The 16,018-nt window shown below is 42.3% G+C and carries 15 protein-coding genes; 11 read left to right on the plus strand and 4 right to left on the minus strand.

The genetic code is table 11. The features are described 5' to 3' along the window. Positions 1 to 72 precede the first annotated feature (72 nt). From ABDD94_RS05520 to ABDD94_RS05530, 3 genes are all read left to right on the plus strand, one after another. On the plus strand, positions 73 to 2,883 hold the full coding sequence (locus ABDD94_RS05520) for a 2-oxoglutarate dehydrogenase E1 component (RefSeq protein WP_345955008.1): 2,811 nt from the start codon (positions 73 to 75) through the stop codon (positions 2,881 to 2,883). 116 nt (positions 2,884 to 2,999) lie between these two features. Further along, positions 3,000 to 4,580: a 2-oxoglutarate dehydrogenase complex dihydrolipoyllysine-residue succinyltransferase gene (gene odhB, locus ABDD94_RS05525; RefSeq protein WP_345955009.1), complete on the plus strand. Its 1,581-nt coding sequence runs from the start codon at positions 3,000 to 3,002 to the stop codon at positions 4,578 to 4,580. Positions 4,581 to 4,930: 350 nt separating this feature from the next. Next, on the plus strand, positions 4,931 to 5,575 hold the full coding sequence (locus ABDD94_RS05530; RefSeq protein WP_345955010.1) for a hypothetical protein: 645 nt from the start codon (positions 4,931 to 4,933) through the stop codon (positions 5,573 to 5,575). 405 nt (positions 5,576 to 5,980) lie between these two features. Here the strand turns inward: ABDD94_RS05530 and ABDD94_RS05535 are convergent, their stop codons facing one another. Then, on the minus strand, positions 5,981 to 6,124 hold the full coding sequence (locus ABDD94_RS05535; RefSeq protein WP_345955011.1) for a hypothetical protein: 144 nt from the start codon (positions 6,122 to 6,124) through the stop codon (positions 5,981 to 5,983). A gap of 517 nt (positions 6,125 to 6,641) precedes the next feature. Here ABDD94_RS05535 and ABDD94_RS05540 point away from each other — a divergent pair. Together ABDD94_RS05540 and ABDD94_RS05545 are read left to right on the plus strand one after the other, a co-directional pair. Then, on the plus strand, positions 6,642 to 6,905 hold the full coding sequence (locus ABDD94_RS05540) for a helix-turn-helix transcriptional regulator (RefSeq protein ID WP_345955012.1): 264 nt from the start codon (positions 6,642 to 6,644) through the stop codon (positions 6,903 to 6,905). A 28-nt stretch (positions 6,906 to 6,933) separates the two neighbouring features. Continuing rightward, positions 6,934 to 7,245, plus strand: a complete 312-nt coding sequence (locus ABDD94_RS05545) for a DUF4870 domain-containing protein (protein ID WP_352432887.1) — start codon at positions 6,934 to 6,936, stop codon at positions 7,243 to 7,245. On the opposite strand, the gene ABDD94_RS05550 is transcribed toward ABDD94_RS05545, so the two are convergent. Then, complete coding sequence (locus ABDD94_RS05550) at positions 7,234 to 8,568, minus strand: amino acid permease (RefSeq protein WP_345955013.1); 1,335 nt, start codon at positions 8,566 to 8,568, stop codon at positions 7,234 to 7,236. The two genes, ABDD94_RS05545 and ABDD94_RS05550, sit on opposite strands and share 12 nt — an antisense overlap. Before the next feature lie 108 nt (positions 8,569 to 8,676). On the opposite strand from ABDD94_RS05550, the gene ABDD94_RS05555 reads away from it, so the two are divergent. The 5 genes from ABDD94_RS05555 (at position 8,677) to ABDD94_RS05575 (ending at position 14,209) form a co-directional block, all read left to right on the plus strand. Next, positions 8,677 to 9,354, plus strand: a complete 678-nt coding sequence (locus ABDD94_RS05555) for a hypothetical protein (protein ID WP_345955014.1) — start codon at positions 8,677 to 8,679, stop codon at positions 9,352 to 9,354. A 122-nt stretch (positions 9,355 to 9,476) separates the two neighbouring features. Continuing rightward, a complete protein-coding gene (locus tag ABDD94_RS05560; protein WP_345948520.1) occupies positions 9,477 to 11,354 on the plus strand; it encodes a DNA topoisomerase IV subunit B in 1,878 nt (625 codons plus the stop codon). Between the two features lie 152 nt (positions 11,355 to 11,506). After that, positions 11,507 to 12,004, plus strand: coding sequence for a cytidine deaminase (locus ABDD94_RS05565; protein ID WP_345955015.1), 498 nt, complete (start codon positions 11,507 to 11,509; stop codon positions 12,002 to 12,004). 117 nt (positions 12,005 to 12,121) lie between these two features. Then, positions 12,122 to 13,714 carry a DHA2 family efflux MFS transporter permease subunit gene (locus ABDD94_RS05570; RefSeq protein WP_345955016.1) on the plus strand — a complete coding sequence of 531 codons (1,593 nt, stop codon included), beginning with the start codon at positions 12,122 to 12,124 and terminating at the stop codon, positions 13,712 to 13,714. Positions 13,715 to 13,807: 93 nt separating this feature from the next. After that, complete coding sequence (locus tag ABDD94_RS05575; protein WP_345955017.1) at positions 13,808 to 14,209, plus strand: MarR family transcriptional regulator; 402 nt, start codon at positions 13,808 to 13,810, stop codon at positions 14,207 to 14,209. Positions 14,210 to 14,373: 164 nt separating this feature from the next. On the opposite strand, the gene ABDD94_RS05580 is transcribed toward ABDD94_RS05575, so the two are convergent. Continuing rightward, on the minus strand, positions 14,374 to 14,802 hold the full coding sequence (locus ABDD94_RS05580; protein ID WP_345948516.1) for a nuclear transport factor 2 family protein: 429 nt from the start codon (positions 14,800 to 14,802) through the stop codon (positions 14,374 to 14,376). 168 nt (positions 14,803 to 14,970) lie between these two features. Here ABDD94_RS05580 and ABDD94_RS05585 point away from each other — a divergent pair, with 168 nt between their 5' ends. Then, complete coding sequence (locus tag ABDD94_RS05585; protein WP_345955018.1) at positions 14,971 to 15,483, plus strand: YdeI/OmpD-associated family protein; 513 nt, start codon at positions 14,971 to 14,973, stop codon at positions 15,481 to 15,483. Here the strand turns inward: ABDD94_RS05585 and ABDD94_RS05590 are convergent. After that, positions 15,477 to 16,013, minus strand: a complete 537-nt coding sequence (locus ABDD94_RS05590; RefSeq protein ID WP_345955019.1) for a hypothetical protein — start codon at positions 16,011 to 16,013, stop codon at positions 15,477 to 15,479. The genes ABDD94_RS05585 and ABDD94_RS05590 overlap by 7 nt on opposite strands. Positions 16,014 to 16,018: the final 5 nt, after the last annotated feature.

The following is a 16,018-nucleotide window of genomic DNA, read 5'->3' on the forward strand; positions in this document are numbered from 1 at the left end:
AAAAGCAAATTAAACCGTGTAACTTACATCTTATATTCTTAGTTTTGTACCGTTTTACAGATTGGTATTCAGATGGATCGTCTCACTTATGTTAATAGCGGAAACGCTGCCTATATAGATTCCTTATACGAAGCATATAAACAAGACCCCGAATCGGTTGATTACGGGTGGCAAAAATTCTTTGAAGGCTTCGATTTTGGACAAGGATCAGCACCTAAAACTGCAGATGCAGCTAATGCAGGTGCTCCCGAGCATGTTTTAAAAGAAATAAACGTGCTGAACATGATAAACGGGTACCGTACACGCGGGCACTTGTTTACTAAAACCAACCCCGTTCGCGAGCGTCGCAAATATTTTCCGGGCAAAGAACTGGAAACCTTTGGCCTTACCGAAGCGGATATGGAAACTGTGTTTAACGCCGGTGTTGAAGTAGGCATTGGGCCTGCTAAGCTGCGCGATATTCGCCAACTGCTGGAAGACACTTACTGCCAGTCTATAGGTGCGGAGTACAAATACATCCGTAATCCTATAAAAGCCAAATGGTTTGAAGCGCGCATGGAAACCAAGCGCAACCAGCCATCCTTTACAAAAGAAGAAAAAACACGCATGCTTAAAAAGCTGAACGAAGCCGTAGGTTTCGAGAACTTTTTAGGTACTAAATTCTTAGGCCAGAAGCGTTTTTCTTTGGAAGGAGCAGAAGCGTTGATCCCGGCACTTGATTCGGTTATTGAAAAAGGTGCACAATTGGGCATTGATGAGTTTACCATTGGTATGGCTCACCGTGGCCGTTTAAATGTTTTGGCCAATATAATGGGCAAAACCTACAAAGAGATTTTTTCAGAGTTCGAAGGCAAGAACTATGATATGGAATCGTCATTTGGTGGCGATGTGAAATATCACCTTGGTTTTTCTACAGATGTTCAAACTTCGGCTAATAAAACCATACACCTGAGCCTATGCCCTAATCCATCGCACCTGGAAACAGTTGGACCGGTGGTTGAAGGCATCACTCGTGCTAAGATTGACGCCAAGTATAATGGCGATCATGATAAGATTGCACCTATTTTAATTCATGGCGATGCTTCTGTAGCAGGCCAGGGCATTATATATGAGGTGCTGCAAATGGAAAAACTGGATGGTTATAAAACCGGTGGTACTGTTCACCTGGTTATTAACAACCAAATTGGTTTTACCACCAACTATAAGGATGCACGCTCGAGCACTTATTGTACGGATATTGCCAAAACGGTACTATCACCGGTTTTTCACGTAAACGGTGATGATGTCGAGGCCCTGGTTTATGTGATTAACATGGCTATGGAGTACCGTCAGGAGTTTAACGAAGACGTGTTTATTGATATTTTGTGCTACCGCAGATTTGGCCACAACGAGTCTGACGAGCCTAAGTTTACACAGCCTACTTTATATAAGGCTATTGAAGCGCATCCAAATCCACGCGAAATTTATTACCAGAAGTTACTGGCCGAAGGCAGCATTGATGCTGAGACCGCTAAACAAATGGAAAAAGCTTTCAAGGATTTGTTGCAGAAACAACTGGACGAAACCAAGGCCGAAGCCCGCGTACAGGGTAGTAACCCAATGTTTGCCGGTTCATGGCAAGGTTTGCATTTACCTACCAAAGAGGAGGTTTATGCCACTACCGATACTGCGGTAAGTGAAGCTGACCTGCTGGCCATAGGCCAAAGGTTAACCGAACTGCCGTCTGATAAGAAGTTCTTCAAGAAAATTGAGAAATTATTTGAGGACCGCCGTAAAATGGTGAACGAAACCAAAACTTTTGACTGGGCTATGGGCGAGTTAATGGCTTATGGTACTTTGTTAAAAGAAGGCCACCCGGTTAGGCTAAGTGGTGAGGACGTTAAGCGCGGAACCTTTTCACACCGCCATGCTGTGGTTACCCTGCCCGATACCGACGAAGAATATACACCGTTAGATACCTTGGGTACTGAGGCTAAATTGTCTATTTACAATTCATTACTTTCGGAATATGGTGTTTTAGGTTTTGATTACGGTTATGCCCTGGCCAATCCTAATGCGCTAACTATTTGGGAAGCTCAGTTTGGCGACTTTGTTAACGGCGCTCAAATTATAGTTGACCAATATTTGGTAAGTGCCGAAACTAAATGGCAACGTGGTAACGGTTTGGTAATGTTATTGCCACACGGTTATGAAGGCCAGGGACCTGAGCACTCATCTGCACGTATTGAGCGTTTTATGGAGCTTTGTGCCGATAATAACATTCAGGTAGCCAACTGTACCACGCCAGCTAACTTCTTCCACATCTTACGCCGTCAGTTGCACCGCGATTTCCGTAAGCCATTGGTGATCTTCTCACCAAAAAGCTTACTGCGTCACCCGGCTTGTGTGTCTAAAATTGAAGAATTTACACAAGGTAAATTCCAGGAACTGATTGATGACAGCTTTACCACAGATGCTAAAAAAGTAAAACGCGTACTGTTCTGCAGTGGCAAAATTTATTACGAACTGTTAGATAAACAACAGGCCGACAAACGCGACGATGTTGCCATTGTACGTGTGGAGCAATTATATCCAACACCTGTATTGGAAATGGAAGCTGTTAAGGCTAAATACAGCAACGCTAAAGAGTTTTTCTGGGTACAGGAAGAGCCTGAGAACATGGGTGCATGGCCTTACATGCTGCGCAAGTTCCGCAAAGGTGATTTGCAGCTCGACGTAATTTCACGTAAAGAATCATCGAGCCCTGCCACTGGTTACGCCAAGCAACACGCCTCGCAGCAATTGTACATTATTGGCAAAGCTTTCGAAGCGCCGGTGAGCCAGAACCAAAAAGAAAAAGTAAAATCAATAGCCAACAAAATGGCTGAAACTAACGCAGACTAAAACAGTAGCCAGAGGCCGGTTGGGAGGGCGGGGAATAAAAGATTTTAACTTTTTATTCCGGCAAACTCGCAACCGGCATCTTAGCTCCTAAATAAAACCTACAACATATAAAAAATATGAGTTTAGAGATCAAAGTTCCGCCGGTTGGCGAGTCGATTACCGAAGTAACCCTGTCGCGCTGGATTAAAAAAGACGGCGACGCAGTTGAAATGGACGAAGTAATCGCCGAGTTAGAATCAGACAAAGCCACTTTTGAGTTAACAGCTGAAAGTGCCGGAACTTTAAAAACTGTAGCAGCCGAAGGTGATACCCTGGCTATTGGCGCTGTAGTAGCCAGCATTGAAGCCGGAGACGCTGCTGCAGCATCTCCAGCGGTTGATAAAAGCACTGCTGCCGCTACAGACGAAAGTGCACCAGGCCAGCGATTGGATAAACCTAACGCAACTGTTGCAGAAGTAGCCGAAGTACCTGGTGCAGAAGCTAAAACTATAGAAATTAAAGTTCCGCCGGTAGGAGAGTCTATCACCGAAGTAACCCTGTCGCGCTGGATTAAAAAAGACGGTGATCAGGTAGAAATGGATGAAGCCATTGCTGAGCTGGAATCAGATAAAGCTACATTTGAACTGACTGCCGAAAGTGCCGGTACCCTAAAAACGCTTGCTGCCGAAGGTGATGTATTAGCTATTGGTGCCGTTGTATGTTCTATAACCGGTGGCGGTGCTGCACCTGCCGCCGCTGCGCCAAGCGCACCTGCCGCATCACAGCCTGCTGCTGCAAATTCGCAGCCGGCAACACAAGGTGGTTATGCCGCTGGTACACCTTCACCTGCTGCCGGTAAAATTCTGGCCGAGAAAGGTGTTAGTCCTCAAAGTGTAAGTGGTTCTGGTGTTGGTGGCCGCATTACTAAGGAAGATGCTTTAAACGCACAGAAACCAGCTGCACCTGCCGCCAAGCCTGCTACTGCACAACCTGCCGCAGCTCCTCAGGCCTCAGGCCCACGCGAAGAGCGCCGCGAGAAAATGTCTAATTTGCGTAAAACAGTTGCCAAGCGCCTGGTAGCGGTTAAAAATGAAACCGCTATGCTAACTACCTTTAACGAGGTGGATATGCAGCCAATAATGGAGCTGCGTGGCAAATACAAAGATAAATTTAAAGAGAAACATGGTGTAGGCTTAGGCTTCATGTCTTTCTTCACCAAAGCGGTTTGCGTGGCCCTCCAGGAGTGGCCAGCCGTTGGTGCCCGCATTGAAGGCGAAGAAGTAGTATACAGCAACTTTGCTGATATCTCTATCGCTGTATCGGCTCCAAAAGGTTTGGTGGTTCCTATCATCCGTAACGCTGATGCTATGAGCCTGGCCGAGATTGAAAAAGCCGTAGTAACACTGGCCGGTAAAGCCCGCGAAAATAAACTGACTATCGAAGATATGACCGGTGGTACCTTTACGATCACCAATGGTGGTGTGTTTGGTTCTATGCTGTCAACTCCAATCATTAATGCACCGCAATCTGCTATCTTAGGTATGCACAATATTATTGAGCGTCCGGTAGCGGTTAACGGACAAGTGGTTATCCGCCCAATGATGTACCTCGCCCTATCATACGATCACCGTATTGTTGACGGCCGCGAATCGGTTAGCTTCCTGGTACGCGTTAAGCAGTTACTGGAAGATCCTGCACGTTTGCTGTTAGGGGTGTAGGTAGTTATTAAGTTTTTGATAAAGACTGTCTCACAAGGACAGTCTTTTTTGTTAGTGATTCAATATTCTAACTGTTATTTATGTGTTTTTTTATGCGATATATTTTTAGTTGCTGCGAATCACTTCTTGCCGAAGCCATCTAGCACTGTGTGTAAAGAGTCATTTAAAGTTCGGTTATCCATTGTTTATAAAATTCTTATACATTTGTTTGAGGCTGGGACGTTTACTACTGACTGAGGTTGCTTAAAAAGCATGCAATAACTAAAGAATGTTATGTAGCAAAAATTAGTCGCGTATTTTGTCACTGATTCATGTACTTTTATTCAGATAATACATGTCTAAATAACATTATGAAAAGATTTGCTTTTGTTGGTATATTATTTGTCATTTCGGTATTAGTATTATGCGGATGCAGCAAAACGGCAGAACAGCCCGCTAGCGAGATTTTTCCTAAATTAGATAGTGCAAAAGTAACCGCTTTTACCACTGATAAAGATGTTTATAATTATAACGAATTGGTAACTTTGAAATTTGTAGATACGATGCCTAAGGTTGTAAATTTTGTTATTGATTGGGGTGATGGTTACCTTTCTGAAAGCACACCATTTAAAAAATGCGTGCATAACTATCAAATATCTGGAAATAAAACCATTAAGGTTAGCGTTGGATGGGGTGGTGTCATAAATAAGAATTTTGTTACCGCTAAAAAAAACATTAATGTATTACCTGGAGCGCTTACCTCTTATCAAATAAAAAATAATAGAAAGGATGGCATAATTATCCGCCTGACCCCAGGATCTTACCAAGAAGTTAAACCGGGAGAGATGTCGCAAATTTTTTATTCTCCTCAATATGATGATCAGCCGGAGAATACACCTGTAAATACAATACTTATTACTTACGCTGGTAAAAACCCGGAATGTAGTGGCTGTTATTTGAGCCAGTTAAAAGGAACAATTTACGCCAGAAAATATACTCTTGTTGGTATGAATTAGATTTTGGTTGTGATGGTCGCTGTCACTTTTAACCTGTCTTGTATGTAAAGTTGTCTTCGCATGCGGCCGGTATAAGGCAGCACACTTATTGCAAGCATATTAGATTTCCAAGTTAAAACCACATTTTGGTAACTTCATATTTGTAACATTTGATATAAATTTAAAATTAAGCTGGCTAATCTTACATGCATTGATTCGGCCTTTCTTTAAGAATAAAATAATAACATTTAAGTTGGAAGTAAATCTATTATTACAGAGAGTTTGTGTAATATACTAGTTATGAAGTTCAGAAGGTCACAACTTTAGCTTAGTTGCTTTTTCTAATCTAAGTATTTCTCATAAACCGCCTTATATCCGCTTATCTTCGCAAATGGGCTTAACAAACCAAACACTGTCTTTGTAGAATTAAGGCGGTTTAGCCAGCCGTAATACGTTCATGAAATAATCAGCCGTTAATGCGAGTTGTAATAGTGGCGGCATGCCGCTACTGTTGGTTTTACCGTTGGTTGCAAGGCCGGTAATGGTTTCCAGCAGGTGTTCGGTGTTCACTGCGGGCCGGACCTACCAGTTCACTACGGTGGGTTGATCGGTGTTGTTCCACATGCTGTGTACATGGTTCTTAGTTATGTATAGCATCTAGCGTAATAGGTTGCCTGTTCAAATTTCCAGTAAACTCACCTTGTGTTACTGTGAAGGCTTCTTCCTGATTAGGGTAGTAATGAGGCACTGGTTAAATTGAGTGCTTGCTGTAAGTATTTTAATCTTCAGTAATTTTTCATTATTCTGTGTAGCAGTTACAGTAAAGCGTATGTCCTGCCCGGCTAACGGATTAGGAATGAACTTTTAGGTTGGGCCATGGTAAGGAGAATCTTTTAGCATTTCAAAGTCTTAAAATGCTTTTAAAATTTTAATTGCAAGAAGGGGTGGATTACAGGATGATTTAAATAAATAGCACTTATCAAATCTGCATTGTACACTTAATTAGGGCCTTGTCATATAAATGACGTAAACAATACCGACCTTAATCCAGAATGCAAGCGGTAGTTTTACGGCAAAATCAATTAAGATGAAAAATAGTTATTTGGCTAACCAAGTAAAGACTTTGCGAACAGAAAAAGGTTATTCACAGGAATTGCTTGCCCAAAGAACAAATTTGAGCCTGCGCACCATACAACGTATTGAAAGCGGGCAAACAGAACCGCATGGTGATACGCTTCAGCGGCTTGCAGCAAGTTTAGATGTTAATGTGGCCGATTTTTGGGAAGGTAAATCGTATCAGACTTGTCCGAGAATAAGCCATATCTTGTTCTTATCCATTTATCGGCATTGAGCTTTATCATATTCCGCTGTTAGGTGTTTTGCTGCCCTTTATTTTATGGACGGTAAAGCGTAATGAAGTTAAAGACATTGCACAAACAAGCAAACGGGTATTAAACTTTCAAATTACCTGGTGTATATTATACTTCCTGATATTTGCCTTTATATTGGGGAATGTATTTTTCCACTTCAATATTCGATTGCCGGTACATTTCAGTTTAAGTCCCGAAATTTTACTTCTTTTTTTTCCAGCGTTTTATGGGTACAACATTATAATGGTGGGCATCAATGCCATACTCCAATTTAAAGGTAAGCGGCTGTTCTATATGCCGGCTATGAAGTTATTTCGATAAAGGAGAACTATTGATGTTCTTTTGCCTGGCTGCATAATAAATAACCAGTCCAACTACAAAAGCACCCATACAAACCAGCGTGGCTTTAGGATTAGCCATAAAAATGCTGAGGGTTACAAACCAGTATACCGCAATAAAAATTATGGGTACCAGCGGGTACCATTTAATAGTATAAATACCGGTACCATCTAAATGCCTGGTGCGCTTTCGTAATATAAATATGGCAATGGCTGCTGTGCTTAACCCAATGCACTCAAAAAACATAGCATAATTTAATACTTCACCAAAAGAGCTTACAAAAAACAGAATCAGCAGAATGGTACCCACAAAAAAGCTCATGCCAAACTCCTGTGCCTGGGTACGTGGATTTACCTGCTTGAAAATAGCTGGAAGTACGCCATCATCGGCCATGGCATAGTATACTCTGGGCACCGACATGATATTGACGTTTACATAAGCCAGTACCGATATAAACATGAGCACGGAGGTAATTCTGGCACCCAGCTCTCCAAAAACAACCGAAGCCATCTTAGCAGCCAAGCCCGTGTTTTGCTGCAGGCCACCCATGCCCAGCACCTTGTAGTAAGCAAAATTTACCACCATATAAACAGCTATCACTATAGCTATGCCGGCAAATATGCCCTTAGGAATGTTCCGCTTGGCATCAATCACATCTCCCCCAAAATTAATGGTTTGCTGGTAGCCGGTATAAGTAAAAAATACAGCCACCAAACTTAACCCGAACGAAGCGATAGGATTGCCTGCAGGCAAAGCAGCTTTGATGATCACAGTGCTATTGTTGCCCATAAAAATAGCAAGGCACAGCAGCACAATCATGCCTACTTTAAAAATGGTGAGCAGGTTTTGCGTACGGGCACTGGTTTTGATACCCAAAAAATTAATAAAATAAACCAGCAATACCATTGCAATAGTTGTGATACGGGTGCCTGTAACGTTCTGCATGCTTTGAGGCAGTAACAGCGGGTTTAAGTATTCTGCGCCAATTAAGGCCACGGCAGCTACCGATGCGGTGGTTGCTAATACCGCTATCCAGTTTATCATAAAGGCAAATGCCGGATGATAGCAATAAGAAAATAGTTTATAAAAGCCGCCGGTATTAGGGTAGCGAGCACCTATTTCGGCAAATGTTAGTGCGCCGCACAGCGTTACTAATCCACCCACAACCCAGGCGGCAAAAAACAAGGCAGGGCTGCCGGTACGTATAGCAACTTCGCCCGGTGATTTAAATATGCCTGTGCCTATAATGAGGCTGATAACGATCATAGTAAGATCGAACCGGCTAAGTTTAGGTTTAATACTCATTATAGTTTTGGATACTTGATTTTTAATTTTATATTATACATTTGTTAAAACCGATGCCTGATGCTTGGCAGGTAATAATAAACAAAACGTTTTGCCGCATTGCAACTAATGAAGATTATTATTCAGCAAATTAGCAAAATATTGGTACTTACTGTGGGCGCATTATGCCTGGCAGGCTCAGTTGTTACTGCCCAGGTAAAAAAACACAGCAAGCCCAAAGCTGCCAGCAGCACCATAAAAGCTCCAGTTACCAATACGGCGCTGTCTGCATTCCTCAAAGAAGCGACTAATGCCGGTATTGAGTTTAAGGTACCCGCACATTTTAAAGAAATACCGGCCATTAATAACGAGAACTTTTCTTTTGATTACGCCATGGTCATGCCCAGTCAGGATTTTGAGGTGTGGCTTCAGGTGCACTCTTTAAAGCAAAACTGGTCGAGCTATGAGCAGGTAAAAAATATCACAGGCAAAGCGCTGGCTAATCCGGATTCAGCGTACCTGGATGCGGCCAAGGCGCATGTAGCAGCCATGAGCGATGAAGACGACAAGTATTTTGTGCGCTCATTAACATCCGAGGTGCTGCAACAGTATAATGCCGATGCTGGAAAAACCTATTTCTTCAGCCTTTCAAATTTGCCCGAAACCAAGCAATATAAGTACGCGTTGCTTATAGCTATACAAAAGCATCACACCGGTTATATGCTAGCTGTTTGCCTTACTAATCAAAAGGGCCCCGAATTTTTCAGAAACATCAATAAAGCGCGAGATTGCATCAAGTTCAAGTAGTTTAGCTGCGTGTTTTTGCCAATTATTTTAGTATATTTGAAATGGAAATACAAGCCATTCGCAATGGTTTTTCTATCTATTTATGGTGTTTACTATCACCTGTTTAACCCCGATATTTGAACATGGCAGAGATAAATTATAGTGAAGACAGTATTCGTTCGCTCGATTGGAAAGAACACATCCGCTTGCGTCCGGGTATGTACATTGGTAAACTGGGCGATGGCTCGGCTTATGATGATGGTATATACGTACTGCTTAAAGAAATTGTAGATAATTCTATAGATGAGTTTGTAATGGGTGCCGGCCGTACCATCGATATCAACATGAGCGATCATAAAGTTGCCGTTCGTGACTATGGCCGGGGTATTCCGTTGGGTAAGGTTATTGATTGTGTTTCTAAAATTAACACCGGCGGTAAGTATGACAGCAAGGCTTTCCAAAAATCAGTAGGCTTAAATGGCGTGGGTACCAAGGCGGTAAATGCCTTGTCGGCGGCATTTACAGTACAATCCTACCGCGATGGTCGTACTAAAATTGCGGAGTTTACCAAGGGCGAACTTGTAAGAGACGAGCCTGAGAAAGAGACCAGTCAGCGCAACGGTACAGCAATTAATTTTTTTCCGGACGAAAGCATTTTCCGTAACTACCGCTTTATACCGGAGTTTGTGCAAAATATGATTTGGAACTATGTGTTCCTAAACGCAGGGCTAACCATTAATTTCAACGGCGAAAAATTCTTTTCGCAAAATGGCCTCCGCGATTTGCTGGAGCGCAAGACCGACCCTGATACCATACGTTATCCAATCATCCACCTGAAAGGTGAGGACATTGAGATAGCCATGACCCACGGTCAGCAATACGGCGAGGAATATTATTCGTTTGTTAACGGCCAGCACACCACGCAGGGTGGTACGCACCAGGCAGCTTTCCGCGAGGCCGTGGTAAAAACCCTGCGCGAGTTTTATAAAAAGGAATTTGACGCGTCGGACGTACGCTCATCTATAGTAGCGGCTATTGCCATTAAAGTGCAAGAGCCTGTTTTTGAATCGCAAACTAAAACCAAGCTGGGTTCACAAAACGTAGGCCCGGATGGGCCTACTGTGCGTGGCTTTATCAATGATTTTGTAAAGACAGAGCTTGATAACTTCTTACATAAAAATCCGTCGGCTGCAGATGCTATATTGAAACGTATACTGCAGTCAGAACGGGAACGTAAGGATATTGCAGGCATCAAAAAGCTGGCTAATGAGCGTGCAAAAAAAGCATCGCTTCACAACCGCAAACTGCGCGATTGTAAACTTCACTTTGATGATACCCATGAGCGTAAACAGGATACCACACTGTTTATTACAGAGGGTGACTCGGCAAGCGGCTCTATTACCAAATCGCGTGATGTATTAACGCAGGCGGTGTTTAGCTTAAAAGGTAAACCGTTAAACTGTTTTGGCTTAACCAAAAAAGTGGTTTACGAGAACGAAGAGTTCAACCTTTTACAACACGCGCTGAATATTGAGGATGGGCTTGATGGTTTGCGTTACAACAACATTGTAATAGCAACTGATGCCGATGTTGATGGTATGCACATCCGTTTGCTCATTATGACTTTCTTTTTGCAATTTTTTCCTGATGTGGTTAAAGCAGGGCACGTATCCATCTTACAAACGCCACTCTTTAGGGTGCGTAACAAAAAAGAAACCATCTATTGCTACAGCGATGAAGAACGCCGCAATGCGATAGCTAAGCTGGGTAACAAACCTGAGATAACCCGCTTTAAGGGTTTAGGTGAAATATCGCCTGATGAATTTGGCTTGTTCATAGGAAAAGACATGCGTTTGGATCCCGTGATACTGAAAGATGCCAACGTAAAAGGTTTGCTGGAGTACTTTATGGGTAAAAATACCCCAACGCGTCAACAGCATATTGTACAAAACCTGCGTGTTGAAAAGGACGATGAAACCATTAATCCGCTTGTAGCAGAGGCTGAAGTACTTGTGGCATAAGCTAGATACACAAATATTTAAGGGCTTGTAAGTTGCTATTGCTTATTTAAAATATAAGTGGTAACTTATAAGCCCTTTTTTGATGGAGTGGTGCTTATAGTATACGAGTAGTTCATCCCAGTCATTTTACAACAAGGGGTTTATCTGAAACAATGATTAACCACGAAATTAAAATTGCATTTGAAGAATATAACAGCTTCGAGGAGCTGAACAAAAAAGACCAGGCCCTATGTCTGGAAGCCGTTAAGGCCCTGAAGGGCTCACACTCTCCTTACTCAAACTTTAGCGTAGGCGCGGCTTTGCGTTTGCAAAGTGGCCGTATTATTTATGGAAGCAACCAAGAGAACGCCGCTTACCCATCGGGCCTGTGTGCTGAACGCGTGGCACTTTTTGCCTGGGGCGCAAATTACGCTAATGATCCTATTGAAAGCCTGGCCGTAACTGCTTACACAGCGAAGTTTGTAATTAATAAACCCATCACACCTTGTGGTTCCTGTTTGCAGGTACTGGCCGAGTACGAAAAGAAACAAGCTCAACCTATACGCACCTTGCTTTACTGCCAGGAAGGCTCTGTGTGGGTTACTAATGGTGTTGAAAGCTTTTTGCCTTTCCTGTTTTTTGAGGATCGGCTGGTGACTGTGCCTGTATAGTTAGTAGTTTAAAGTAGCGTATTTATTAAATGATTGTCAAAGTACTCTTAATTTTATCATATTAGTTTGAATTAAAACTATCAAGTATTTAACTTTGTTGCTGTTAAAATTTTAATAATGGCAACAGCGGCACAACCTGCAAACTCATTAGTTGAATATGGAGCCAGGCGCGTTATCATTACCGTTACCGCGGTATTTTGCGCGCTGCTCGAGATTATAGACACCACTATTGTGAACGTAGCGCTTAACGATATGCGCGGCAATTTGGGTGCTACTTTAAACGAAATAAGCTGGGTGATTACCGCCTACTCGCTGGCCAACGTAATCATCGTACCCATGACCAGTTGGCTATCACAGCAGTTTGGCCGGCGCAACTACTTTGCTGCATCGGTTATACTTTTTACAGTATGCTCATTTTTGTGTGGTAACGCCACTAATATTTGGGAGCTAGTATTGTTTAGATTTTTGCAGGGCATAGGCGGCGGTGCACTGCTGGTAACATCGCAAACCATCATAACCGAGAGCTGGCCAGTTGAAAAGCGGGCGATGGCACAAGCCATTTACACACTAGGGGTTATAGTTGGCCCCACACTTGGCCCGCCGCTGGGTGGTTACATAGTTGATAATTTTTCATGGCCATTTATATTCTACATAAACATCCCGGTTGGTATAATTGCCGCTATACTTACCCTGCAGTATGTGCGTAGCCCAAAGTATGATGAAAAGAGGCCGGCCAGTGAGGTAGACTGGTGGGGCATAGGCCTGCTTACAGTAGGTATTTCTTCATTACAATATGTTTTAGAAAAAGGCCAGGAGGAAGATTGGTATAGTAGCGAGGCAATAACTATTTTAACGGTAACAGCAGTATTTGGTATTTTACTGTTTATATGGCGTGAGTTGAGCTATAAGTACCCAATAGTAGAGCTGCGGGTTTTAAAAGATAACAACCTCCGGATAGGTGTTATACTCTCATTTGTTATGGGTTTCGGTTTGTTCGGGTCCACCTTTATTATTCCCTTGTATACGCAATCCTTGTTAGGGTGGACAGCCCAGCAATCAGGTATGCTGCAATTGCCAAGTACTTTGTTTGTGGCATTTATGATGCCGGTTGTAGCACAATTAATTCAGCGTGGAGTGCCTCAAAAATATCTGATTGCTATAGGTATGGCAATCTTTTTTATCTACAGCTATATGTCATACCTCATCATCACGCCATATACCAGCAGTGCCGATTTTTTTTGGCCACTTATTGTACGTGGTTTTGGGCTGGGCTTGTTATCGGTGCCGGTGAGTACTATGTCTTTATCCACGTTAAAGGGTAAAGAAATAGGGCAAGGGGCTGCGTTTTCGGGCATGATGCGCCAATTGGGCGGCTCATTTGGAGTGGCCGTTATCTCTACTTTTGTATCGCGGCAAACGCAGGTTCATCGTAGTAGTTTAATAAGTCACCTTGGCGTGAATAGCCTTGATGTGCAGCAGCGGTTATCGCAAATGGCCGGCGGTTTCAGAACTAGAGGTGCAGATAGCATTACAGCGCACCGAATGGCATTAACAGCTATGGACGGCTCGGTAAACAAGCAAGCAACCTTACTATCTTACATGGACGTTTTTTTATGGGTGGGCATAATGTTCCTGGTTTTTGTGCCTGTTGTACTGCTTTTTGTTAAAACGGCCAAAAGTAAAGTAAGCCTGGCCGACGCAGCCCACTAAGCAATTGGCTTATTATATTAGATTTGCTACATCATGGTAACAGCAGCTGAGACTAGCAGAAAAACAGAATTAACATTTGAACTTGGACGTGCTATGCACGAGCTGAGAAACTATATTCGCCAGCATATACAGCTCAAAATAAAGGAGAATAATATAAGCATCACTTTTGAGATGCTTGAGGTAATGTCGGTGCTTTGGAAAAAGGACGGTATTAACCAGCAGGAGTTAGCCGATGTAACCTTAAGAGATAAATCGAGCATGACCTATTTGATTGATAATTTGGTTAAGCGCCAAATGGTTAAACGGATGGAAGACGAAAATGATCGTCGTAACAAGTTGATTTATTTAACCGAGCAAGGCAACGCTTTAAAGGAACAGTTACACCCATGGGTGGCCGAAGTTTATGAAAAGGCTACGCTAGCCATTGATGTAGAAGCTTTACAACAAAGTGTTGTTCTGTTAAATCAAATGATCGGTAATTTAAAAACCGATTAGTTTGTAAGCTCAACGCATCCGTAATACATGAAGATGTTAAAAGCATACTTATATTAACTGTAAGCAACAGGCTGTTTAAGACAAAACCTTATAAAATAAAGAAGCCGCTCTCGCAGCGGCTTCTTCATGATTAACTAAAACTATTAGCGATAAAAACTAATTTCTTATTTGAATACTGAGTACACGTTGGTAATTTTCCAGCCATCACCGGTGTTGGCCATGGTTACATAATTAGTACGGGTAAAGTTTTCATATTTCATGTCTACTTTTACAACGCTCATGTCAGCATTGGTTTCTACTTCAGTAGTGGTGGTGGTACAGGCTTGTTGGATATCTTTGTTCTGATCGGCAAATTTAAGCATGTCGGCTTTGTCAAAACTTACTACTTGTTTGCCGCGCAGCGTGCTGAATTTTGCAGTTTGGTCAATTACGTCTTTTAAGCCAGCGTTTTTTCCTTGAGTCATGGCATTAACGTAAGTAGTAATGGCGTGGTTTTTTGTAAGTTTTGCAGCTACTGGTTCGTCAGCTTTTACTACGCTGGTAACTACTAATAAGGCTAAGCCTAATACAATTGTTTTTAAGGTGGTTTTCATATCTTTATGTTTTAATGTGTTTTATAAATTTGTTTTATATCCATAAGACACACCCAGTTACCGAAACGTTACAACTATTTTTATTATAATTGAAGATTTAACAACTCTTTAACATTTATCCCTTCAAAGTGAAGTTATAGTAAACACTAATGCGCTTTAAGTAATAATATGGTAATCTTTACTGCTATAATTTTAAAATTTGATGATCAGGGCGAAAAAACCGGATGGACTTATATCGATGTACCTGCAGATATTGCGCAACAAATTAAGCCCGACAACAAAAAATCTTTCAGAGTGCGCGGGCAGCTCGATAGTTTCCCTATTGCTGGTGTAGCACTCATGCCCATGGGAAACGGCAACTTTATACTCACCTTAAACGCCGGTATGCGTAAAGGTATTCGTAAAAGCAAAGGGGCAATGCTGCAAGTACGCCTCGAGGAGGATGTTGATTTTAAACTAATAGTACCGGAGGATTTGCAAGAGTGCCTGGCCGATGATCCGGATGCGCTGGCTTATTTTAACAGCCTGCTTGAATCACACCGGCGCTATTTTGTGAACTGGTTAAACAGCGCCAAAACCGAACCTACCCGCACCAAACGCATCATACAAATATGTAACGCCATGGCTAACCATATGGATTATATGCAAATGATAAGAGCAGGGCGAAAAGAAATTTATTGATTGTGTTTTAACCGGTAACGGCGGGTATAATCATACAAAGTGGTAATCTTACCGGCACTAAAAAGTGCATCATTTACAATGTCTACAGAGTCTGGCTGGCCTTTGGCAGTAATCCAGGTTTGGGTGTAACGTAGTGTTACCCGTTGCTGCTGCCCATCTTTACTAACTACAGACTCCCAGTCTTTTATTTTAAACCTAAGGTTTTTATGTAGTTGGGCATTTGCTTTAATCAGATACATAAATTCGCTGCTGGGGCCTTTATACATACCACCATCGTAAAAAACGGCTAAATTTTCGGCAATGAATCGTTTTAACGATGCGGTGTCACCGCTTTCATAAGCTTTAAGCGCTTTTAAGGCAATTAAAATATTTTGTTTATTTACGTTTATACGCCATTGGTCTGATTGTTTAATTTGATAGGCATAGTTAACGGTGTCGTTTAAATAAACGGCTTGATTTTTAGCAACAGGCGCCTGGCAGGAAAGCAATAGCAATACCGCCGCCCCTAATAAAAGGCATGGCTTAGTCATCAAAT

Origin of the sequence: Mucilaginibacter sp. PAMB04168 (assembly GCF_039634365.2) — a bacterium.
GTDB lineage: Bacteria > Bacteroidota > Bacteroidia > Sphingobacteriales > Sphingobacteriaceae > Mucilaginibacter.

Bases quoted from the DNA above. Each gene is read 5' to 3' on its own strand.
- ABDD94_RS05520 (WP_345955008.1), top strand. From the start codon at position 73: ATGGATCGTCTCACTTATGTTAATAGCGGAAACGCTGCCTATATAGAT.
- odhB (WP_345955009.1), top strand. From the start codon at position 3,000: ATGAGTTTAGAGATCAAAGTTCCGCCGGTTGGCGAGTCGATTACCGAA.
- ABDD94_RS05530 (WP_345955010.1), top strand. From the start codon at position 4,931: ATGAAAAGATTTGCTTTTGTTGGTATATTATTTGTCATTTCGGTATTA.
- ABDD94_RS05540 (WP_345955012.1), top strand. From the start codon at position 6,642: ATGAAAAATAGTTATTTGGCTAACCAAGTAAAGACTTTGCGAACAGAA.
- ABDD94_RS05550 (WP_345955013.1), bottom strand. From the start codon at position 8,568: ATGAGTATTAAACCTAAACTTAGCCGGTTCGATCTTACTATGATCGTT.
- ABDD94_RS05555 (WP_345955014.1), top strand. From the start codon at position 8,677: ATGAAGATTATTATTCAGCAAATTAGCAAAATATTGGTACTTACTGTG.
- ABDD94_RS05560 (WP_345948520.1), top strand. From the start codon at position 9,477: ATGGCAGAGATAAATTATAGTGAAGACAGTATTCGTTCGCTCGATTGG.
- ABDD94_RS05565 (WP_345955015.1), top strand. From the start codon at position 11,507: ATGATTAACCACGAAATTAAAATTGCATTTGAAGAATATAACAGCTTC.
- ABDD94_RS05570 (WP_345955016.1), top strand. From the start codon at position 12,122: ATGGCAACAGCGGCACAACCTGCAAACTCATTAGTTGAATATGGAGCC.
- ABDD94_RS05575 (WP_345955017.1), top strand. From the start codon at position 13,808: ATGCACGAGCTGAGAAACTATATTCGCCAGCATATACAGCTCAAAATA.
- ABDD94_RS05580 (WP_345948516.1), bottom strand. From the start codon at position 14,802: ATGAAAACCACCTTAAAAACAATTGTATTAGGCTTAGCCTTATTAGTA.
- ABDD94_RS05585 (WP_345955018.1), top strand. From the start codon at position 14,971: ATGGTAATCTTTACTGCTATAATTTTAAAATTTGATGATCAGGGCGAA.
- ABDD94_RS05590 (WP_345955019.1), bottom strand. From the start codon at position 16,013: ATGACTAAGCCATGCCTTTTATTAGGGGCGGCGGTATTGCTATTGCTT.